General features: G+C 72.8%; 18 protein-coding genes. 7 read left to right on the top strand and 11 right to left on the bottom strand.

All coding sequences use genetic code 11. From position 1 onward, the window contains the following. Nucleotides 1–776: 776 nt before the first annotated feature. Genes AB0903_RS25000 through AB0903_RS24980 form a run of 5 tightly spaced genes read right to left on the bottom strand, consistent with a single transcriptional unit; the run spans nt 777 to nt 6,307 of the window. Nucleotides 777–1,574: a type III pantothenate kinase gene (locus AB0903_RS25000; protein ID WP_366706346.1), complete on the bottom strand. Its 798-nt coding sequence runs from the start codon at nt 1,572–1,574 to the stop codon at nt 777–779. Beyond that, entirely contained in the window at nt 1,574–2,578 is a 1,005-nt protein-coding gene (gene nadC, locus AB0903_RS24995) for a carboxylating nicotinate-nucleotide diphosphorylase (RefSeq protein ID WP_366706344.1), read from the bottom strand. Before nadC ends, AB0903_RS25000 begins: the two co-directional genes overlap by 1 nt. A 2-nt stretch (nt 2,579–2,580) precedes the next feature. Continuing rightward, the gene (locus AB0903_RS24990; protein WP_366706342.1) at nt 2,581–4,293 is read right to left on the bottom strand and encodes an L-aspartate oxidase; all 1,713 of its coding nucleotides are present in this window, start codon (nt 4,291–4,293) and stop codon (nt 2,581–2,583) included. Beyond that, the gene (gene panC, locus AB0903_RS24985) at nt 4,290–5,390 is read right to left on the bottom strand and encodes a pantoate--beta-alanine ligase (protein WP_366706340.1); all 1,101 of its coding nucleotides are present in this window, start codon (nt 5,388–5,390) and stop codon (nt 4,290–4,292) included. The genes AB0903_RS24990 and panC overlap by 4 nt, the downstream gene beginning before the upstream one ends. Beyond that, nucleotides 5,387–6,307, bottom strand: coding sequence for a DUF2520 domain-containing protein (locus AB0903_RS24980; RefSeq protein WP_366706338.1), 921 nt, complete (start codon nt 6,305–6,307; stop codon nt 5,387–5,389). Before AB0903_RS24980 ends, panC begins: the two co-directional genes overlap by 4 nt. A 117-nt stretch (nt 6,308–6,424) precedes the next feature. Here AB0903_RS24980 and AB0903_RS24975 point away from each other — a divergent pair, with 117 nt between their 5' ends. After that, the gene (locus AB0903_RS24975; protein WP_366706336.1) at nt 6,425–7,696 is read left to right on the top strand and encodes a beta-eliminating lyase-related protein; all 1,272 of its coding nucleotides are present in this window, start codon (nt 6,425–6,427) and stop codon (nt 7,694–7,696) included. Between the two features lie 249 nt (nt 7,697–7,945). Here AB0903_RS24975 and AB0903_RS24970 read toward each other — a convergent pair whose 3' ends face one another. Together AB0903_RS24970 and AB0903_RS24965 are read right to left on the bottom strand one after the other, a co-directional pair. Continuing rightward, nucleotides 7,946–8,620 (bottom strand): response regulator transcription factor, encoded by a 675-nt coding sequence (locus AB0903_RS24970; protein ID WP_366706334.1) that lies wholly within the window; start codon nt 8,618–8,620, stop codon nt 7,946–7,948. 30 nt (nt 8,621–8,650) lie between these two features. Then, entirely contained in the window at nt 8,651–9,850 is a 1,200-nt protein-coding gene (locus tag AB0903_RS24965; RefSeq protein ID WP_366706332.1) for a sensor histidine kinase, read from the bottom strand. 96 nt (nt 9,851–9,946) lie between these two features. Between AB0903_RS24965 and AB0903_RS24960 the strand changes: the two genes are divergently transcribed. Then, nucleotides 9,947–10,900, top strand: coding sequence for an SAM-dependent methyltransferase (locus AB0903_RS24960; protein ID WP_366706330.1), 954 nt, complete (start codon nt 9,947–9,949; stop codon nt 10,898–10,900). A 23-nt stretch (nt 10,901–10,923) separates the two neighbouring features. Beyond that, the gene (locus tag AB0903_RS24955; RefSeq protein ID WP_366706328.1) at nt 10,924–12,066 is read left to right on the top strand and encodes an NADH-quinone oxidoreductase subunit D; all 1,143 of its coding nucleotides are present in this window, start codon (nt 10,924–10,926) and stop codon (nt 12,064–12,066) included. A 78-nt stretch (nt 12,067–12,144) separates the two neighbouring features. Here AB0903_RS24955 and AB0903_RS24950 read toward each other — a convergent pair whose 3' ends face one another. The 4 genes from AB0903_RS24950 to AB0903_RS24935 form a co-directional block, all read right to left on the bottom strand. After that, nucleotides 12,145–13,248: a hypothetical protein gene (locus AB0903_RS24950; RefSeq protein WP_366706326.1), complete on the bottom strand. Its 1,104-nt coding sequence runs from the start codon at nt 13,246–13,248 to the stop codon at nt 12,145–12,147. Between the two features lie 83 nt (nt 13,249–13,331). Beyond that, a complete protein-coding gene (locus AB0903_RS24945) occupies nt 13,332–14,306 on the bottom strand; it encodes an ABC transporter substrate-binding protein (RefSeq protein ID WP_366706356.1) in 975 nt (324 codons plus the stop codon). Between the two features lie 54 nt (nt 14,307–14,360). Beyond that, nucleotides 14,361–15,041, bottom strand: coding sequence for an ABC transporter permease (locus AB0903_RS24940; RefSeq protein WP_366706324.1), 681 nt, complete (start codon nt 15,039–15,041; stop codon nt 14,361–14,363). Beyond that, nucleotides 15,041–15,754 (bottom strand): ABC transporter permease, encoded by a 714-nt coding sequence (locus AB0903_RS24935; protein ID WP_366706322.1) that lies wholly within the window; start codon nt 15,752–15,754, stop codon nt 15,041–15,043. The genes AB0903_RS24940 and AB0903_RS24935 overlap by 1 nt, the downstream gene beginning before the upstream one ends. 151 nt (nt 15,755–15,905) lie before the next feature. Here AB0903_RS24935 and AB0903_RS24930 point away from each other — a divergent pair, with 151 nt between their 5' ends. The 4 genes from AB0903_RS24930 (at nt 15,906) to AB0903_RS24915 (ending at nt 20,533) form a co-directional block, all read left to right on the top strand. Next, a complete protein-coding gene (locus AB0903_RS24930; protein WP_366706320.1) occupies nt 15,906–17,123 on the top strand; it encodes a betaine/proline/choline family ABC transporter ATP-binding protein in 1,218 nt (405 codons plus the stop codon). 211 nt (nt 17,124–17,334) lie between these two features. Further along, nucleotides 17,335–19,236, top strand: a complete 1,902-nt coding sequence (locus tag AB0903_RS24925) for a phosphatidylglycerol lysyltransferase domain-containing protein (protein WP_366706318.1) — start codon at nt 17,335–17,337, stop codon at nt 19,234–19,236. Next, entirely contained in the window at nt 19,233–20,090 is an 858-nt protein-coding gene (folP, locus tag AB0903_RS24920) for a dihydropteroate synthase (RefSeq protein ID WP_366706316.1), read from the top strand. Before AB0903_RS24925 ends, folP begins: the two co-directional genes overlap by 4 nt. After that, nucleotides 20,087–20,533: a nuclear transport factor 2 family protein gene (locus AB0903_RS24915; protein WP_366706314.1), complete on the top strand. Its 447-nt coding sequence runs from the start codon at nt 20,087–20,089 to the stop codon at nt 20,531–20,533. Before folP ends, AB0903_RS24915 begins: the two co-directional genes overlap by 4 nt. The last annotated feature ends 149 nt before the right edge of the window (nt 20,534–20,682 follow it).

Raw genomic sequence — 20,682 nt, 5'->3', positions numbered from 1 at the left:
TCCTTCCGGGCCAGGACCCCGACACCGGTTCACAGCCCACGGTTGAGGGGTGACCGACCCCGGCGTGCGCGCCCCGGTTTCGGGAACGGGCGCTGCTCCCCATCCGCACCTGTCCACGGGCGGGGGCGAGAGGCCGGCCCGGTGGGGGTAGGTCCTGGCGGGCGCGCCGGGCAGCGGAGCCCCGGTTTCGGGAAGGGGGCTGCTCGCTGCCCGCACTTGTCCACGGGCGGGGGCGAAACCGCCGCGTCGGGGCAGGGGGACGCGCAGGGGGTCGTGTCCGGGATGTAAAGCGTCGCAACTCGCGCGCAGCGCGGTGAGGAAAGCAGTCCCGGACATGACCACCGGAGCGGCACCCGGACGCCACCCGCACAGGACCGGGCCAAGCCCGGCAACGTCACTCCGGCCCACCGGGTCCCGCCCGGACGCGCGGCACCCGGGACCGGGCCCCGCCCGAGGACGTAACCCGGACCCACCGAGCCCCGCCCGGACGCGCGGCACCCGGGGCCGGGCCCCGCACGAGGACGTAACCCGGACCCACCGAGCCCCGCCCGGACACGCGGCACCCGGGGCCGGGCCCCGCACGAGGACGTAACCCGGACCCACCGAGCCCCGCCCGGACACGCGGCACCCGGACGCCACCCGCACAGGACCGGGCCAAGCCCCGAAGGCGCACCCGGGACCGGGCCTCGCCCGAGGCCGGGCCACGCCCCGCCAGGCGGACAGGGCCGGGCCAGGCCCGGGGGTGGGCCGGGCCAGGGAGCCGGCGCCCCCGGGCGTCAGAGGCGGGAGACGTTGCGCTCGTAGACCAGTCGCAGCCCGATCAGCGTCAGCCACGGCTCGTGCTCGTCGATCGCCTCGGCCTCGCCCAGCACCATCGGCGCCAGCCCGCCCGTCGCGATCACCGTCACGTCGTCCGAGTCCTCCGCCAACTCGCGCTTCATGCGCTGGACGACACCGTCGACCTGCCCGGCGAAGCCGTAGACGATGCCGGACTGCATCGCCTCTACGGTGTTCTTGCCGATCACGCTCCGCGGGCGGGCGAGCTCGATCTTGCGCAGCTGGGCGCCCTTGACGCCGAGGGCCTCGACGGAGATCTCGATGCCGGGGGCGATCACGCCGCCTGCGTACTCGCCGCGGGCGCTGACCGCGTCGAACGTCGTGGCCGTACCGAAGTCGACGACGATCGCCGGTCCCCCGTACAGATCGACCGCGGCGACCGCGTTGATGATGCGGTCCGCCCCGACCTCCTTCGGGTTGTCCATCAGGATCGGCACGCCGGTCTTGATGCCGGGTTCGACGAGGACGGCGGGGACGTCTCCGTAGTAGCGGCGGGTGACCTCGCGGAGCTCGTGCAGCACGGAGGGGACCGTGGAGCAGATCGCGATGCCCTCGATGCCGTCGCCCAGTTCCTCGCCGAGCAGCGGGTGCATGCCCATAAGACCCTGCAGCAGCACGGCGAGTTCGTCGGCGGTGCGGCGCGGGTCGGTGGAGATACGCCAGTGCTCGACGATCTCCTCGCCGTCGAAGAGACCCAGGACGGTGTGGGTGTTGCCGACGTCGATGGTGAGCAGCATCAGCGTTCGACCTCGCGGAGGTCGAGGCCGATGTCGAGGATCGGCGAGGAGTGGGTGAGCGCGCCCACCGCGAGGTAGTCGACGCCCGTCTCGGCGTACGCGCGGGCGTTGTCGAGCGCGAGCCGGCCGGAGGACTCGAGCATCGCGCGGCCGGCGACGAGCGCCACGGCCTCCTCGGTCTGGGCGGGGGTGAAGTTGTCGAGCAGGATCAGGTCGGCGCCCGCGTCCAGCACGTCGCGGACCTGGTCGAGGGTGTCGACCTCGACCTCGATCGGCAGGTCGGGGAAGCGGTCCCGTACGGCCTTGAACGCCTCGGTGACCCCGCCGGCGGCGACCACGTGGTTGTCCTTGACGAGGGCCGCGTCGGACAGCGACATGCGGTGGTTGACGCCGCCGCCGCAGCGCACCGCGTACTTCTCCAGGGCGCGCAGGCCCGGTGTCGTCTTACGGGTGTCGCGGACCTTCGCCCCGGTGCCGTCGAGCAGGTCGGCCCAGGCGCGGGTGGCGGTGGCGATGCCGGAGAGCCGGCAGAGGATGTTGAGGGCGCTGCGCTCGCCGGTGAGCAGGTCGCGGGTGCCGGCGGTGACGGAGAGCAGCTTCTGGCCCGCCTCGACGCGGTCGCCGTCCTCGACGTGCCGCTCGACCGCGAACTCGGTCGTGCAGACGATCGACAGGATCGCCTCGGCGACCCGCAGACCGGCTACGGTGCCGGCCTCCCGGGCGGTGAAGTCCGCGGTGGCGACGGCGTCCTGGGGGACGGTCGCCACGCTGGTCACGTCGACACCGCCGTCGAGGTCCTCCTCGATGGCCAGGTGCGCGATGTCCTCGACCTGGACGGGGTCGAGTCCGGCCTCGGCGAGCAGCGTGGCGAGAGCGGGGTCGAGACCGCACTCGTACGCCTCCTCGGCGCAGCCGCAGTCGTCTCCGCAGCCACCGCCGGCCGGGGCGCCGATCTGGATCAGCGGTACGTCCACGGGGCTCGGACGTTCATCGGGCGTGCTCACGGTTACGGCTCCCTGGGGGCGTCGGGGACGGACAAGATATCGGTGGCCGGGAAGGCGGTGCCGTCCGTGCGGCTGACGACGAGCCGCCGGTCGGGCGCGAGCCGTACGACGAGATGGCGGCGCCACTCGGCGTCGTCGCGCTCCGGGCGGTCCTCACGCCAGTGGCACCCGCGGGTCTCCTCGCGCTCCAGGGCGGCGGCGGTCAGCACCCGGGCGACACAGAGGAGGTTCGACGTCTCCCAGGACTCGACGCCGGGCTCCGCGGCCTTGCCGGTTCCTTCGCGGTCCTGCACCGCTTCCGCGTACACCGCTTCGAGGGAGAGCGCCGCGGCGGCGAGCGACTCGGCGGAGCGCAGGACGCCCGCGCCGTGCGACATGACCCGCTGGATCCCGGCACGCTGCTCCGGCGCGATCAGCGGCAGCAGCGACGGCTCCAGGGGCGCCGCGGGCGCCGCCGCGGGCCGCGGCCGCCGCTCGGCGATGTCGGCGGCGATGCGCTCGGCGAAGACGAGTCCTTCGAGCAGCGAGTTGGAGGCCAGCCGGTTGGCGCCGTGGACGCCGGTGCAGGCGACCTCGCCGCAGGCGTACAGGCCGGGGACGGTGGTGCGGCCGTGCAGGTCGGTCCGTACGCCCCCGGAGGCGTAGTGGGCGGCCGGTGCGACGGGGATCGGCTCGGTCACCGGGTCGAAGCCGTGGGCGCGGCAGGCGGCGAGGATGGTCGGGAAGCGCTGCTCCCACATCTTCGCGCCGAAGTGACGGGCGTCCAGGAACATGTGGGCGGCGCCCTGCTCCTGCATCCGGCGCATGATGCCCTTGGCGACGATGTCGCGGGGGGCGAGCTCGGCCAGCTCGTGCTGGCCGACCATGAAGCGGGTGCCGGCGGCGTCGACGAGGTGGGCGCCCTCACCGCGTACCGCCTCTGAGACCAGCGGCTGCTGGCCCTCGCTGTCCGCACCGAGGAAGAGCACGGTCGGGTGGAACTGGACGAACTCGATGTCGGAGACCTCGGCGCCGGCCCGAAGGGCGAGGGCGACGCCGTCGCCGGTGGAGACGGCCGGGTTGGTGGTCGCGGAGAAGATCTGGCCCATGCCGCCGGTGGCCAGCACGACCGTGGGGGCGTGGACCGCCCCGACGCCGTCGTGCTGGCCTTCCCCCATCACGTGCAGGGTGATGCCCGCGGTGCGGCCGTCCGCGTCGGTGAGCAGGTCGAGGACCAGCGCGTTCTCGACGGTGCGCAGGCCCTGGCCGCGGACCGCGTCGACGAGGGCGCGGGAGATCTCCGCGCCGGTCGCGTCACCGCCGGCGTGGGCGATACGGCGCCGGTGGTGGCCGCCCTCGCGGGTCAGCTCGATCTCACCGGACGCCGGGTCGGTGTCGAAGAGGGCGCCGGTGGCGATCAGCCGGCGCACGGCGTCGGGTCCCTCGGTGACGAGAGCCCGCACCGCCGCCTCGTCGCACAGGCCGGCACCCGCGACCAGGGTGTCTTCCAGGTGCTGCTCGGGGGTGTCGCCCTCGCCGAGTGCCGCGGCGATACCGCCCTGCGCCCAGCGGGTGGACCCGTCGTCGAGACGCGCCTTGGTGACGACGACCGTGTCCAGGCCGCTCGCGGCGCAGCGCAGCGCCGCGGTGAGGCCCGCGACGCCGGAACCGACCACGACGACGTCTGCCTCGATGGCCCAGCCGGGGGCGGGGGCGGTCAGCCGTATTCCGGTCACGTGGTGGCTCCGTCGGTCGGTGCGGTGGTTGCGGCCGGTGCGGTCGCCTCGGTCGCTCCGGTCGATGCGGCCGCTCCGGTACCGGAGTGCGCGGTCCCGAAGTCCAGGGGGAGGTTGTCGATGAGACGGGTCGAGCCGACCTTGGCGGCGACGGCGAGGACCGCCTCGCCCTCGTGGTCGTCGGCGACTTCGTCGAACGTGGCTGGGTCGACGAGGGCGACGTAGTCCGGTCGGAGCGGCGGGTTCGCCTTCCCGGCCTCCTCCAGGACGGTCCGCGCGGCCGCGCGGACGGCGTCGGCGCCGATCGGCGGCCACGCCTGGGCGACCGCGTGGGCGTCCGCCGCGGCGCGGGCCTCGCCCAGGGCGGACAGCGCGGCGGCACGGGCGGGTGCGGCCGGCACGGCTTCCGCCCTGGCGTGCAGGGCCTGCTGGGCGGCGAGGCGGTCGCGGGCCGCGAACAGGGAGTGCGAGAGGGCGAGCGCGGTGTGCCGCTCGGCGGTGGACAGATAGCGGTTGCGGCTGGAGAGGGCGAGGCCGTCCTCCTCGCGGACCGTGGGCACACCCACGATCTCCACGGGGAAGTTCAGGTCGCGGACCATCCGCCGGATCAGGGCCAGCTGCTGCGCGTCCTTCTGACCGAACAGCGCCACATCAGGGCTGGTGAGATGCAGCAGTTTGGCTACGACGGTGAGCATGCCGTCGAAGTGGCCGGGCCTGGTCCTGCCTTCGAGCCGCTCGCCCATGGGCCCTGCGGTGATGCGGACCTGCGGCTCGCCACCGGGGTAGACCTCGTCGACGGACGGCGCGAACACCACGTCGGCGCCGGCGTCCGCCGCGGTCCTGAGGTCGGCGTCGAGCGTGCGGGGGTAGCGGTCCAGGTCCTCTCCCGCGCCGAACTGCAGCGGGTTGACGAAGACGGTGACGATCACGAACCCCTTGCCGCCCACTCGTTCACGGGCGGCGCGGATCAGGGTGGCGTGCCCCTCGTGCAGGGCCCCCATGGTCATGACGACAGCGGTGCGGCCGGGCACGCCGTGGTGCTCGACGGCGTACCGCAGGTCCTCGCGCGTCGGTACGAGTTCGACGTCGCGGCTCATCGCAGGTCCCCTTCTGCCAGTACGCCCAGCAGGTCCTCGGCGAGCTCCGGTTTGAGCATGCCGTGTGCGAGGGCACGGTCGGCGGTCGTCCGCGCCATCGCCAGGTAGCCGGCGACGGCGGCGGGCGCGTGCTTGCGCAGCTCGGCCACATGGGCGGCGACGGTGCCCGCGTCGCCCCGGGCGACCGGCCCGGTCAGGGCGGCGTCGCCGGAGCGCAGGGCGTTGTCCAGGGCGGCTCCGAGCAGCGGGCCGAGCATCCGGTCGGGTGCGGTGACGCCCGCGGTGCGCAGCAGCTCCATGGACTGGGCGACGAGGGTGACGAGGTGGTTGGCGCCGAGCGCCAGGGCCGCGTGGTAGAGCGGGCGGTTCTGCTCCTCGATCCACTCGGGCTCGCCGCCCATCTCGATGACCAGCGCCTCCGCGGCCAGCCGCAGCTCCTCGGGGGCGGTGACGCCGAAGGAGCAGCCGGCCAGCCGCTGCACGTCCACGGCGGTGCCGGTGAAGGTCATCGCGGGGTGCAGGGCGAGCGGCAGGGCTCCTGCCCGCAGGGCGGGTTCGAGCACCTTGGTGCCGTAGCGGCCGGAGGTGTGCACCAGCAGTTGTCCGGGGCGTACGGCACCGGTTTCGACGAGGCCCTCGACCAGGCCGGGCAGCGCGTCGTCGGGGACGGTCAGCAGCACCAGTTCCGCGCGGGCGAGCACGTCGGCGGGCGGCACCAGGGGCACGTCGGGGAGCATGGCGGCGGCCCGGCGAACGGACTGGTCGGACACTCCTGACGCCGCGACCGGCCGGTGCCCTGCAAGCTGCAGGGACGCGGCCAGCGCGGGTCCCACCCGGCCCGCTCCGACCACCCCGACGGTCAGACGGGCGGGGCGGTCCCGCGGGTCGAGCGGGTCCTGTGATGCTGTGGCGTTCACGCGGCGGTGCCTTCCGTTCCAGTCCGCAGGGGTACCGGACGATTTCTCGTGACGATGCTACGCCAGCGTTTCCGGGAGCCCCGCGGTTGTCCACAGGCTGTGGGCGATGATCGGAGCGTGACGGACACGAACGACACGTACGAACGGGACACGAGCGAGCAGGACGGGGCCGGACGGCAGGAGGACGGGCAGGACCGGCGGCACGAGAACGGGCAGAACGGGCGGTACGAGGACGGGCAGGACCGGCGGCAGCGACGTCTCGCCGCGTGGCGGGCCTCGGGCCGCGTGCTCGCCCGGCCCTCCGCCGACCGGCGGATCGGGGAGCGCCTCGCGGCGCTGGCCGAGGCCGCGGGCGAGGTGTACGACCTGGACGACTGGACCGACGTGTACGGCGGCGGTGTCGTCGAGGAGCTGGAGCGGCGGACGGCCGCGCTGCTCGGCTTGCCGGCGGCGGCGTTCTTCCCGACCGGGACGATGGCCCAGCAGGTGGCCATGCGCTGCTGGGCGGCGCGCACCGGGAACGCCACGGTCGCCCTTCATCCGCGGGCCCATCCCGAGGTCCACGAAGGCTCCGCGTTCTCCGTGGTCAGCGGCCTGCGCACAATCCACCCCACCACCGGGCCGAGGCTCCCCACGGCCGAAGAGGTTCTCGACTGCGACGAGCCCTTCGGCACGCTGATGCTCGAGCTGCCCCTGCGGGACGCCGGCTTCGTGCTGCCCTCGTGGGAGGAGCTGGTGGCGGTGGTGGACGCCGCGCGGGAGCGTGACGCGGTGGTGCACTTCGACGGCGCGCGTCTGTGGGAGTGCGCCCCGCACTTCGGCCGCCCTCTCGACGAGATCGCTTCGCTGGCGGACAGCGTGTACGTGTCGTTCTACAAGTCCCTCGACGCCATCTCGGGCGCCGTGCTCGCCGGCCCCGCCCAGCTGATCGACGAGGCGCGTGCCTGGCGGCACCGGTACGGGGGCCTGATGTTCCAGCAGTACCCGGCGGCGCTGTCGGCCCTGGCCGGCCTCGATCGGGAACTGCCGCGGCTGCCGTCGTACGTGGCCCACGCGAAGGTCGTCGCGTCCGCCCTCGGCGACGCGCTGCGCGCCTCGGGCGTGCCCTGGTCCCGCGTCCACCCGCCCGTCCCGCACACGCACCAGTTCCAGGTGTGGCTGCCGTACGGGACCGATCTGCTGAACGAGGCGGCGGTGACGCAGTCGGAGGAGACGGGCGTGACGCTCTTCCGCCGATGGTTCTCCGAGGGGTGCCCGCCGGGCGTCTCGGTCACGGAGGTGACGGTCGCGGCCGAGGGGCTGGAGTGGACGGCGCAGGACGTGACCGCGGCGGTGACGGAGTTCGTACGCCGCCTCGACCTGCCCGCCGCGGCCCCTCCCGCGCACTAGGTGTACTGACCCGTGAGGTTGTGGACGGGGCCCCCGCCGTGACCGGGGGGTCTTGCGGGCGTGGCCCGCCGGGCGGCCGCGGCCGGGGTCGCCCGGCGGGCCGTGGCCGGGCACCGGCCGGGGTGCCGGGGCGCGGCCTCGGCAGGAGCGCTCCACGCACGATGCGGACCGGGCCCAAGGACCCCGGCGGGAGCGCTTCGCTCGCGGTGGAGACCGGGCGCCGCTGCCAGGCGCCACCACGGCGTCGGATCAGGCCGCGCCGCCGCCCGCGCGGACGAGGCCGGTCTCGTAGGCGAGCACCACTACCTGCACGCGGTCGCGCAGGCCGAGCTTGGTGAGGATGCGGCCGACGTGCGTCTTGACCGTTGCCTCCGAGAGGACCAGCCGGCCCGCGATCTCGCCGTTCGACAGTCCCTGGGCGACGAGCAGCGTCACCTCGCGCTCCCGCTCGGTGAGCTTCTCCAGCTCCTTGCGGCGGGGCTCGGGGCCCGCGCTCGGCAGCAGGGGGGAGAAGCGGTCGAGCAGCCGCCGCGTGGTCGACGGCGCCACGACCGCGTCGCCGCTGTGCACGGCGCGGATCGCGCCGAGCAGCTCGGCGGGCGGCACGTCCTTGAGCATGAAGCCGCTGGCCCCCGCCTTCAGTCCGGAGAAGGCGTACTCGTCGAGGTCGAACGTGGTCAGGATCAGCACCTTCGGGGCTCCCGGCTTCTCGCAGATGCGCCGCGTCGCCTCGACCCCGTCGAGCCTCGGCATGCGTACGTCCATGAGCACCACGTCCACGGCCGTGGACCGCAGGGTCTCGATCGCCTCCGCGCCGTCCCCGGCTTCCGCGACGACCTCCATGTCCGGCTGGGCGGCAAGCACCATGCGGAAGCCGGTGCGCAGCAGCACCTGGTCGTCGACGAGCATCACGCGGATGGACATGTGGGTTCCGTCCCTTGGTCTGTAGTGGCTCTAGTGGGCGGGCTTGAGAGGCAGCAGTGCGCTGATCCGGAAGCCTCCGCCCGGCCGCGGCCCGGCGTCCAGCGTGCCGCCGACCATACCGACGCGTTCGCGCATCCCGATGAGCCCGTGGCCGTGCCCGTCCGCGCCGCCGTCCTCGTACAGCTCGTGCGAGGAGCCCCGGCCGTCGTCCTCGACGAGCAGCCCGAGGCCGTCGTCGAAGTAGACGAGCCGGACGCTGGCGCCGGCCTCGGGACCGCCGTGCTTGCGGGTGTTGGTGAGCGCTTCCTGGACGATTCGGTAGGCGGTGAGTTCGACACCGCTGGGGAGTGGCCGGGGCGTTCCCTCGATCCTGAAGTCCACGGTCAGGCCCGCGCCCCGCACGTGCTCCACGAGCTCCTCGATCTGCTTCACATCGGGCTGGGGCACGTACTCGCCGCTCTCCGGTCCGTCGCCGGTGCGCAGCACGCCCAGCAGCCTGCGCATCTCGGCGAGGGCCTGGCGGCCGGTGCTCGAAATGGTCTCCAGTGCCTGCTTGGCCTGGTCGGGGGCGGTGTCGAGCACATAGGCGGCGCCGTCGGCCTGCACCACCATCACGGACACGTTGTGGGCGACGACGTCGTGCAGTTCGCGGGCGATCCTGGCGCGCTCGGCCGCCACCGCGACCTTGGCCTGCGCCTCGCGCTCCTTCTCGAGCCGGGTGGCGCGCTCCTCCAGCTGGTCGAAGTAGGCGCGCCGGGTGCGTATCGAGTCGCCGAGCACCCAGGCCAGCACGAACGGCAGACTCATGATCACGGTGACGAACACCCTGCCGAGGGTCGACTCGTCCTCCGTCGGCCAGCGGATCTGCGCCAGCGAGGCGGCCGAGAGGCCGCCGACGAGCGCCAGCCGGGACGCCCACCGCGGCCTGCCGGCCGCCGCGACGGTGTAGATGATCACCAGCATCGCGAAGTCCGCCGGGTTGATGTCGACGTTCAGCGCCAGCTGCCCGACCCCCACCGCCGCCGTCAGGACCAGCATGTGCTGAGGCATCCTGCGGCGCAGCGCCACCACCAGGCAGAGGGTCAGCACGGTGACCGCGGCGGCGGCCGTCTCCCCGGCCCCCTCCGGCTCCTGAACCACCCACAACGAGGAGAACCCGAGGAGCACGACAGCCCAGAAGGTGTCGACGCCGGTCGGGTGCCTGCGCATGAAGTCGTAGAGGAGCTGCACGTAACCCAGAGTAGGGAAGGCGGATAGGTGCAGGGGTCAACCGGAGGGGCGATCCGGTGGGCGGAGGCATACTCCGCAAGGTGGAGACTGGTGCCCGTGACGTATGAGACGGGCGGGTGGCGCGGCTGGCGAGCGGCGTCGGAGACCGCCCTGTACGGGCCCGGCGGGTTCTATCTGCGGCCGGAGGGGCCGGCCGGGCATTTCCGTACCTCGGTCCACGCCTCGCCGTTGTTCGCCGCCGCCGTCGCACGGCTGCTGACCGGCACCGCGCAGACGCTGGGGCTCGACGAACCGGCGCTGATCGATGTCGGGGCGGGCCGGGGCGAGCTGCTCACCGGTGTCCTCGCCGCTCTGCCGCCCGGGTACCGGGTCCGCGCGTACGGCGTCGAACGGGCGGACCGGCCCGCGGACCTCGACCCGCGCGTCGAGTGGACCTCCGAGATCCCCACCGGGCTCCGCGGGCTGCTGTTCGCGAACGAATGGCTGGACAACGTCCCCGTCGACGTCGCGGAGGCGGACGCCGACGGGCAGGTCCGCCGGGTGCTGGTCCGCGACGACGGCGAGGAGCGTCTCGGCGAGAAGGTCACCGGCCCGGACGCCTCCTGGCTCGACCGCTGGTGGCCGCTGACCGAACCGGGCACCCGCGCGGAGATCGGCGTGACCAGGGACGAGGCGTGGCGGGCGGCGGCGGGTGCGCTGGGCGCGGGCCTCGCCGTGGCCGTCGACTACGCGCACACGGCCGGGTCCCGCCCGCCGTACGGCACGCTGACGGGCTTCCGCGACGGTCGCGAGGTGCGCCCGGTGCCCGACGGGAGCTGCGATCTCACCGCGCATGTGGCGCTCGACGCGTGTGCCGGGCCGGGGGCGGAACTGGTCGGCCAGCGGGAGGCGCTGCAAAGGCTGGGCGTGAGCGGGGAGCGGCCGCCGCTCGCCCTGGCGTCGTCGGACCCGGCGGGCTACGTCCGCGCGCTCGCGCGCGCCGGTGAGGCCGCGGAACTGACCGCCCGGGGCGGGCTCGGTGACTTCACCTGGCTCATGCAGCACGTGTGACGGGCTCTGAGAGACTGGTGCGCATGACGGAGACGACGGTCGGCATCGGCGGCGCTGCGGAGAGCACCGACATGGTGCTCAACATCGGGCCCCAGCACCCCTCCACGCACGGTGTGCTCCGTCTCCGCCTGGTGCTGGACGGCGAGCGCATCCGGCAGGCGGAGCCGGTCGTCGGGTACATGCACCGCGGCGCGGAGAAGCTTTTCGAGGCCCGTGACTACCGGCAGATCGTGGTACTGGCGAACCGGCACGACTGGCTCTCCGCCTTCTCGAACGAGCTCGGTGTCGTGATGGCCGTCGAGCGGATGCTCGGCATGGAGGTCCCGGAGCGTGCGGTGTGGTCCCGTACGCTGCTCGCCGAGCTGAACCGGGTGCTCAACCACCTGATGTTCCTCGGCTCCTACCCGCTGGAGCTGGGCGGGATCACCCCCGTCTTCCACGCGTTCCGTGAGCGCGAAGAGCTGCAGACGGTGATGGAGGAGATCTCCGGCGGCCGGATGCACTACATGTTCAACCGGGTGGGCGGCCTCAAGGAGGACCTTCCCGCAGGCTGGCTCGGCCGGGCCCGCCGGGCTGTCGCGGACGTCGGCTCCCGGATGGACGTGTACGACCGCCTCGTCCTCGGCAACGAGATCTTCCGCGGCCGGACCCGGGGCGTGGGCGTGCTCTCGCCGGACGCCGTGCACGCCTACGGCGTCAGCGGCCCCATCGCCCGGGCCTCCGGGGTCGACTTCGACCTGCGCCGGGACGAGCCCTACCTCGCCTACGGCGAACTGCGGGACACCCTCAAGGTGGTGACCCGGCAGGAGGGCGACTGCCTGGCCCGCTTCGAGGTGCTGCTGGAGCAGACGCGCAACGCACTGGAGCTGGCGGACGCGTGCCTCGACCGGATCGCGGAGCTGCCGTCCGGTCCGATCAACCAGCGGCTGCCGAAGGTCCTCAAGGCGCCGGAGGGCCACACGTACGCCTGGACCGAGAACCCGCTCGGCATCAACGGCTACTACCTGGTCTCCAAGGGCGAGAAGACGCCGTACCGCCTCAAGCTCCGCTCGGCGTCGTACAACAACATCCAGGCGCTGGCCGTGCTGCTGCCGGGGACGCTGGTCTCGGACATGGTCGCGATCCTCGGGTCGCTGTTCTTCGTCGTCGGCGACATCGACAAGTAGCGGCGACCCGCAGGGTGCAGTGGCGGGGCAGGCGCCTCCGCCGCCCCGCGCCCGCCGCGGGCGGCGCCAACGCCGGCGCTACGACACCGCGTTGCGCAGCTCGGCGACGTCCAGCTGCTCGGTCTCGTCGTGCGCGGTCAGGTCGATGACCTTGCCGACCGCACGGGGGCCGCCGACCCGCTGTGCGGCGAGGGTCTCCTCGCCCACCACGTCGGCGAGGTCCTCATGCTGCGCGGCCTCGATCGCCTTCTGGGTGCCCGGGGCCTCGATCGCCCTCATGGACCCGCTTCCCGCCGCGGTGGCCCCGGCGCGGCCGCCGGTGGCGGGGGCCCGGGAAGCGCCGTCGGCGCCGGTGGCGGGAGGCCGGGAAGCACCGTCGGCGCCGGTCGCCGTCCCGAAGAAGTCGAAGCCGCCCTCGGGCCGCTTCACGCGGGACCGCCGGGCGCCGTAGGGAGCTATCGCGGCCGCGGCCGGTACGGGACGGGCGGGGAGGGCGGACGACGGGCGCACACGCTGCTCGGCCCCACCGCCCGCCGCGTGCTTCCCCTGCGGCTCGTCCGCCTCCCGGGCCCGCTCCGCGATGTCCCGGCGCCGGGCTTCCTCCACGACGCGTCCCGCCTCCTGGGCCGCGGCGTTGCGCGACAGGTCCTCCAGCGCCTTGGCGGCGCGCAGGAACGTCGACGGGGTCGGCGTGGAACCGGCGGGCGGCAGCTCCTTCGTGGGTGCGGCCGCCTCGATCGCGAGCTGCCTGCGGCCCTCCAGCGCACTGGCCCGCTCCGTCTCCGCCGTGGCGTACCGCCGCAGCAGCGACGCGTGCTCGTTCCGCAGCGCGGCCAGCTCCACCCTCTTGGCGCGGAGCTTGGCGTCGAGCTTGAGGCGAAGCTCCCGGGACTCCTCGACGTCCGCCTCGAGCTCGGCGATCCGCTCCTCCGCCTTCCACTGGTCGCCGGCGCGACCGCGGGTCAGCTCGGCGACCCTGCGGCCGGCGCCGCGGTCCCAACTGCGCATGAGGACGGCGCCGGTGACGGCAGCGGCCGCCGCTGCCGCGACCAGCACGCGCAGCACGACCGCATGGCCGACGAACCACGCGCCGAGGGCGCACAGAACCGACGCTCCGGCCACTGCCGAGGGAGGCAGCAGCTTGTGCAGGGGAGGGGAATGGCGGTGGCGTCCTCGTGGCATGGCCCGAAATTTACCGTGCGTAGCCTCCGAATGGGGTGTCGGCCCGGCAAATCTCTGGTCGAGAACGCCGGGCCGCCCGCCGGCTACTTCCGAAGAAGCCCTTCCGACTCCAGATAAGCCTTCGCGACGTCCTCCGGCTTGGCCCGCTCCCCGTCCGCCTTGCGGTTCATCTCGGCGAGATCTTCCGTGGTCAGCGCCTTGGTGAGCTTCGCGAGGACATCGGCGATCTCCTGACTGCCGGCGTCCTTCGCATTGACCACGGGAAGGACGTTGTCCGCGTTCTGGAGCTTCTTGTCGTCCTCCAGGACCACCAGGTCGTAGCTCGCGAGTGTGCCGTCGGTGGTGTAGGTCAGCACCATCTGGTTCTCACCGTCCTTGACGGACTGCTTGGCCTGGGGAGTGCCGACGCCCTTGGGGTCGATGCCCGCCACGTCGATGCCGTACGTCTTCTTCAGGCCCGGTGCGCAGAAGGGCCGCACCTCGCACTCGTCACCTGCCGCGATCTTGACCTTCAGCTGCGAACCACCGAGATCGGAAAGCGTCTTGAGCTTGTTGCTCTCCGCGAATTCCTTCGTCACCGCGAAGGCGTTCTGATCGACGGCCTCCCCGGCGGGCAGCACCTTCAGTCCGCGCGGTTCGGCGAGCTCGGTGAGCGCCTTCACGGTCGCGTCGACATCGCCCGACGCGACGGGCTTCTCCTCGGACGCCTTCGGCCCGTTCACCTTCGCGTTGAGGAATTCGGCGAGCGTCGCCGCGTATTCCGGTACGACGTCGATCTCGCCCTTCTCCAGCGACGGTTCGTACAGCTCGCGGTTCTTCACCGTGGTGATCGACGTCTTGTAACCGGCGTCCCGCAGCAGCTGCGCGTACAGCTCGGCGAGCACCTTGGACTCCGTGAACGCGGCGGCCCCCACGACGAGGGTGCCCTTCTTGCCGGATCCGCTCTGCGAAGAGCCGTCCTTCTCCCCTTCGAGGGATGCGCCGCCGCATCCGGCGAGGGAGCCCGCCAGGGCCACCACGGCCAGTGCAGCGCCCGCGATGCGCGAGGTCTTGGTCATCAGGATCTCCGTCCACAGCGACATGGAAGCAGTACGAAAAGGAACGAGACGCCGTCAGCCGGACGACGGCACGGACGTGCGCAGGGGATTCAGCAGCCGGTCTGCGGCCACCAGCACCCCTTCCACCAGCAGGGCCAGCAGCGCCGCGAGCACAGCGCCCGCGACCACCTGCGGTGTGTCGTAGGTGTTGAACCCGGCGGTGATGATGCGGCCGAGACCGCCCTGTCCGACCATCGAGGCGATCGTGGCCGTCGCCACCACCTGGACGGCGGCGGACCTCAGCCCGGTCATCAGCAGCGGATACGCGAGCGGCAGCTCGACCCGCAGGAAGACCTGGCCGCCCGACATGCCCATGCCCCTGGCGGCCTCCACCACCGCACGGTCCACCTCGCGCATGCCCACGTACGCGTTGGTCAGCAGCGGAGGCACCGCGAACAGCACCAGCGCGATGATCGTCGGCACGTACCCGGCGCTGCGCAGCGGTGTGAGCATGAACAGGGCGAGGACCGCGAACACGGGGACCGCCCGGCCGGCGTTGGAGATGTTGACCGCGAGGGCGCCGCCCTTGCCGATGTGCCCGAGCCACAGGGCGACCGGCAGCGCGATCGCACAGGCCAGGGCGAGCGCCGCACCGCTGACGTACAGATGCTCGACGAGCCGGTGCCAGGCGCCGGACTCGCCGGACCAGTTGGCGCCGGTGGTGAGCCAGGTCCACGCGCCGGTGATCGCGTCCATCAGGGCTTCGCCTCCGCCGCGCGTATCCGGGTCCAGGGGGTGAGCAGCCGCTGGGCGCCGAGGAGCAGCAGATCGGCGACGGCCGCGAGCAGAACGCACAGCACGGAGGCCGTCAGCACCTGCGCCTTGAACGTGGTCTGCACGCCGTCGTCGATGAGGTTGCCGAGACCGCCCTTGCCGACGAGCGCGCCCACCGTCGTCAGCGCGACCGTCGACACGGTCGCGATCCGTATCCCCGCCATCAACGCGGGAAGGGCGAGCGGCAGTTCCACCTCCCAGAGCATCCGCGCCGGGCCGTAGCCCATGCCGCGGGCCGCTTCACGGGCCTCGGCCGGGACCGCTTCGAGCCCGGCCATGATGTTCCGCACCAGGATGGTGAGGGAGTAGAGCACGAGACCGGTCACCACCAGCGCAGCCGACAGCCCGAAGAACGGCAGCAGCAGCGAGAACATGGCCAGCGACGGGATCGTGTACAGCAGGGTGGTGAGACCCAGCACGGGACCGGCGAACCGCGGCCGGGCGCGGGCCAGCAGGGCCAGCGGGAAGGCGACCGCCAGGCCGAGGAGCACCGACGCGACGGTGATCCACACGTGCTGGACGGTCGCTTCGGTCAACTCCTCGCTGCGCGTGCGCAGATACTCGCCGCAGATCCATTCGTTCGCCGCGAGACAGCTCTGCGCCGCCCGCTCCGCACTCTCCCACCCCGGACTCATCGGCTCCCCCTTCCCCCGTGATGCCGCGCCCGTGCCCGCGCGCGTTGCCGGCAACTGTCCGCGACCCTATCCCCGGCCACCGACAATCCTCCAGGACGGCCGCATTGCAGCACCATTGCTTCCACACAGCCTTCGTCACCATGGGGAACTCATGATCCGATTCGAGCACGTCACCAAGCGGTACCCCGACGGCACCACCGCCGTGGACGACCTCTCGTTCGAGGTCGCGGAGGGTGAACTGGTCACGCTCGTCGGACCGTCCGGCTGCGGCAAGACCACCACCATGAAGATGGTCAACCGGCTCATCGAACCCACCGGCGGCCGGATCCTCGTCGACGGCAGGGACATCGCGGAGACCGACCCGGTCGAGCTGCGCCGCCGTATCGGCTACGTGATCCAGCAGGTCGGTCTCTTCCCGCACAAGACCGTCCTGGAGAACACCGCGACCGTCCCCCACCTCCTCGGCGTCAAACGCGCCAAGGCCCGTGCGCGCGCCGCCGAACTGCTCGAACTGGTCGGCCTCGACCCGTCCGTCCACGGGGACCGCTACCCCGAGCAGCTCTCCGGCGGCCAGCGCCAGCGCGTCGGCGTGGCCCGGGCGCTCGCGGCCGACCCTCCGGTGCTGCTGATGGACGAGCCGTTCGGCGCGGTCGACCCGGTCGTGCGCGAGCATCTGCAGAACGAGTTCCTGAAGCTCCAGGCCCAGGTCCGCAAGACGATCCTGTTCGTCACCCACGACATCGAGGAGGCCGTACGCCTCGGGGACCGTATCGCCGTCTACGGGCAGGGCAGGATCGAGCAGTTCGACGCCCCCGCCGCCGTCCTCGGTGCCCCGGCCACCCCGTACGTGGCCGACTTCGTCGGCGCCGACCGCGGACTCAAGCGGCTCTCCGTGACCCCCATCGAACCGGCGGACCTGGAGCAGCCGCCCGTCGTCCACCTCGCCGACCCGCTCCCCCGCGACCTCGGGGCCCGTTGGGCCGTCGTCCTGGACGCCGACGACAACCTGCACGGCTGGATCTCCGCCGAGCGGGCCCGCGGGCGCGGTGCCGTGCGCGACCACGCCCGCCGTATGGAGGCATGGCTGCCGGTCGGCGCCTCCCTCAAGCAGGCGTTCTCCACGATGCTCCAGCACGACGCGGGCTGGATCGCGGTGATCGACAAGGAGGAGACGGGCCGGTTCCTCGGCGTCCTCACCCCGGCCCGCCTGCATGAGGCGCTGCGTCGCTCGATCGACGCCGACGCGCAGGAGATCGCCCGTGCCGAGGTCGCCCTGGAGTCCATCGCGACCGTCCCGCCGGCGGACGGCGCCAAGGAGACCGTCAGCGCGGAAACCGGCACCGCGGAAACCGGCGTCAGCAAGAGCTGAGCCGGCTGCCGGGTCACGCGCCGCGGCCCGTGTGCTGGTCAGGCCCATGAGCCGGAAGTGCCTGCCGTGTCCACGAATTCCGGATGCGGATGAACCCCCCTTCCCGAAGTCCCGTCCTAGAGGGCGCGAATCGTCGGGGTCGACCGATCCGAGGGCTTGGGCACGGGGATCTCATCCGCAAGCACGGGAATCACAGGAATCACGGGAAGCGATGTCTGCAACGGTAGACGGGGACACATCACGATCGGTGCCGAACCGGGTACGCCGCCTCCTGCGAGGACCGCGGCCCGAGACGGTACCGGCCCTCGTCGGCACCGCATGCACGGTCGTCGGACTGATCGACATCGCGGCCGGGATCTTCCCCCGGTTCCGGCACAGCCACATGCACACGATCGCCGAGGTGCTGCCCGGCGCCACCGGCCCGTTCGCCGCCGCGCTCTCCCTGAGCGCGGGCATGCTGCTGCTCCTGCTCGCCCACGGGATCAAACGCCACAAGCGCAGGGCATGGCGGGCCGCCGTCGTCCTGCTGCCCGCCGGGGCCGTCGCGCAGTTCGTCTACCGCCACTCCGTCGTCGGCGTGCTGCTCTCCCTGGCGCTGCTGGTGCTGCTGCTGCGGCACCGGAGCGAGTTCGTCGCGCTGCCCGATCCGCGCAGCCGCTGGCGCGCCCTCGCCAACTTCGTTCTCATGGGCGCCGGTTCGCTGGTCCTCGGCCTGGTGCTCGTCAGCACCCACCCCGACCGGATCGTCGGCAGCCCGGGGCTCACCGACCGCCTGGAGCACGTCATCTACGGGCTCTGCGGCTTCGAGGGCCCCCTCAGATACTCCGCCGGTGTCTCCGGGACGGTCGGCTACTGCCTCGGCGCACTGGGCCTGCTGACCGCCGTCACCACCGTCTACCTCGCCTTCCGCCCCGAACACCCCGCCGCCCGCCTCACCCTGGACGACGAGCGCCGGCTGCGCGACCTGCTCGCCCTCCACGGCGGCCGCGACTCGCTCGGCCACTTCGCCCTCCGTCGCGACAAGGGCGTCGTCTTCTCGCCCAGCGGCAAGGCCGCCGTCTGCTACCGCGTCGTCTCCGGTGTCATGCTCGCGAGCGGCGATCCCATCGGTGACGTCGAGGCATGGCCGGGTGCCATCGAGCGCTTCATGGACGAGGCGAAGGCCCACTCCTGGACGCCCGCGGTGATGGGCTGCTCCGAGACCGGCGGCGAGGTCTGGACCCGCGAGACCGGACTCGACTGCCTGGAACTCGGCGACGAGGCGGTGGTGGACGTCGCGGATTTTGCCCTGACCGGGCGCGCGATGCGGAACGTGCGCCAGATGGTGAACCGCATCGAACGGGGTGGCTGCCGCACCCGCGTACGCCGCGCCCGTGACCTCACCGACGACGAGCTACGGCAGGTCCGCCGCGCCGCCGCCGACTGGCGGGGCACCGACACCGAGCGCGGGTTCTCCATGGCACTGGGCCGCATCGGCGACCCCGCCGACGGCGACGCCGTGATCGCCACCGCCCACCAGGACGGCGACGGGCCGGAGCCGTCCCCGTACGGCGACCTGAAGGCCGTCATCCATTTCGTCCCCTGGGGCACGGACGGCATGTCGTTGGAGCTGATGCGCCGCGACCGGTCCGCCGACCCCGGGATGAACGAACTGCTGATCGTCGCCGCTCTCCGAGCCGCACCCGCCCTCGGGATCGACCGGATCTCCCTCAACTTCGCGATGTTCCGCTCGGCCCTGGCCCGGGGCGAGAAGATCGGCCCGGGCCCGGTGCTGCGCATGTGGCGCGGACTGCTCGTCTTCCTCTCCCGCTGGTTCCAGATCGAGTCCCTGTACAAGTTCAACGCCAAGTTCCGGCCACGCTGGGAGCCGCGTTTCGTCGTCTTCCCGCACACCCGCGACCTGCCCCGAATCGGTTTCGCCGCGATGCGCGCCGAGGGCTTCGTCCACCTCTCCCCGCCCCGGCCCCTCGCCCGCCGCCGCACCGACCGCGGTCGCCTGCCCCGCACCCACCCGCGCCGCCGGCCGGATGCCCACGAGCCCCCGTGCCGCGTAGCCCCCGTACGCCGGGCGGGCCGTACCCGGGAGCGGACAAGCCCTAGGGTGGGGCCATGAGTACGTTGCGCGGACGGGGCACCGCCGAAGGGCTGCCGGAGTGGGATCGCTGTGCGGTCATGGGCGTCGTCAATGTGACGCCCGACTCCTTCTCCGACGGCGGCCGCTGGTTCGACACCACGGCCGCGATCAAGCGCGGTCTGGACCTGGTCGCCCAGGGCGCCGACCTGGTCGACGTCGGCGGTGAGTCCACCCGGCCCGGCGCCAGCCGCGTCGACGAGGACGAGGAGCTCCGCCGGGTCGTCCCCGTCGTGCGGGGTCTCGCCTCCGAGGGCGTCACCGTCTCCGTCGACACCATGCGCTCGGGCGTCGCCCAGCAGGCGGTCGCGGCGGGCGCGGTACTCGTCAACGACGTCAGCGGCGGCCTCGCCGACCCCCGGATGGTCCCGGTCGTGGCGGCGACGGGCGCACCGTTCGTGGTGATGCACTGGCGGGGCTTCAGCGAGGACATGAACAGCCGCGCCGTCTACGGCGACGTGGTCGCGGAGGTCGCCAGGGAGCTGCGCGCCCGGATGGAGGCCGTCGTCGAGGGCGGGATCGCGCCCGAGCGCATCGTCATCGACCCGGGACTCGGCTTCGCCAAACAGGCAGAGCACGACCTCGCCCTGGTCGCGCACCTCGCCGAGCTGCGGGCCCTCGGCCGGCCCGTGCTCGTGGCCGCCTCCCGCAAGCGCTTCCTCGGCCGCGTTCTGGCCAGAGACGGCGCACCCCCGCCGGCCCGCGAACGGGACGCGGCCACCGCCGCGGTCTCGGCCATCTCGGCCCACGAAGGCGCCTGGGCGGTCCGCGTGCACGAAGTGCGGGCCACGGCCGACGCCGTGCGGGTCGCCCGGGCCGTCGAGGGGGCCCGGTGAGCGTGACCGACACGGAGCTCGTGGAGCAGGCCAACACGGCCTTCTACGAGACGATGGAACGCGGCGAATTCGACAAGCTCTCCGACCTCTGGCTGGACGACGACATCTCGTGCATCCACCCCGGCTGGCCGGTGCTGACGGGCCGCGGCGAGGTTCTCCGCTCGTACGCGCTGATCATGGCGAACACGGAGTACATCCAGTTCTTCCTCACCGACGTGAGGGTGAGCGTGGCCGGTGACACGGCCCGGGTGACCTGTACGGAGAACATCCTCAGCGGCGGCCCCGCGGAGGACGGCGGCGAGCTCGGGCCACTCGTCGGGCAGCTGGTCGTCGCCACCAACGTGTTCCGCCGCACTCCCGACGGCTGGAAGATCTGGTCGCACCACGGATCGCCCGTTCTGACGGAAACAGACGACGAAGAAGACGAGAACAGCCCCTCTTGAGTGGGTAAGGGCCCAGCAGAGAGGTTCGCCGCCGGCTTCAGCCGGGTATACGCGGCTACCAGCCCCACGTGAGCCGCCCCCGGCCCCCGTGGGCACGTCATGTCGGTGCTCGCAGGTAGATTCGACCGCGGGCACCACGCCATCCGCAT

Origin of the sequence: Streptomyces sp. NPDC048389 (assembly GCF_040706335.1) — a bacterium.
In the GTDB taxonomy this organism is placed as follows: Bacteria; Actinomycetota; Actinomycetes; order Streptomycetales; family Streptomycetaceae; genus Streptomyces.
The sequence above is the reverse complement of the archived record's forward strand: the minus strand, read 5'-3'. Positions and strand labels throughout refer to the sequence as shown.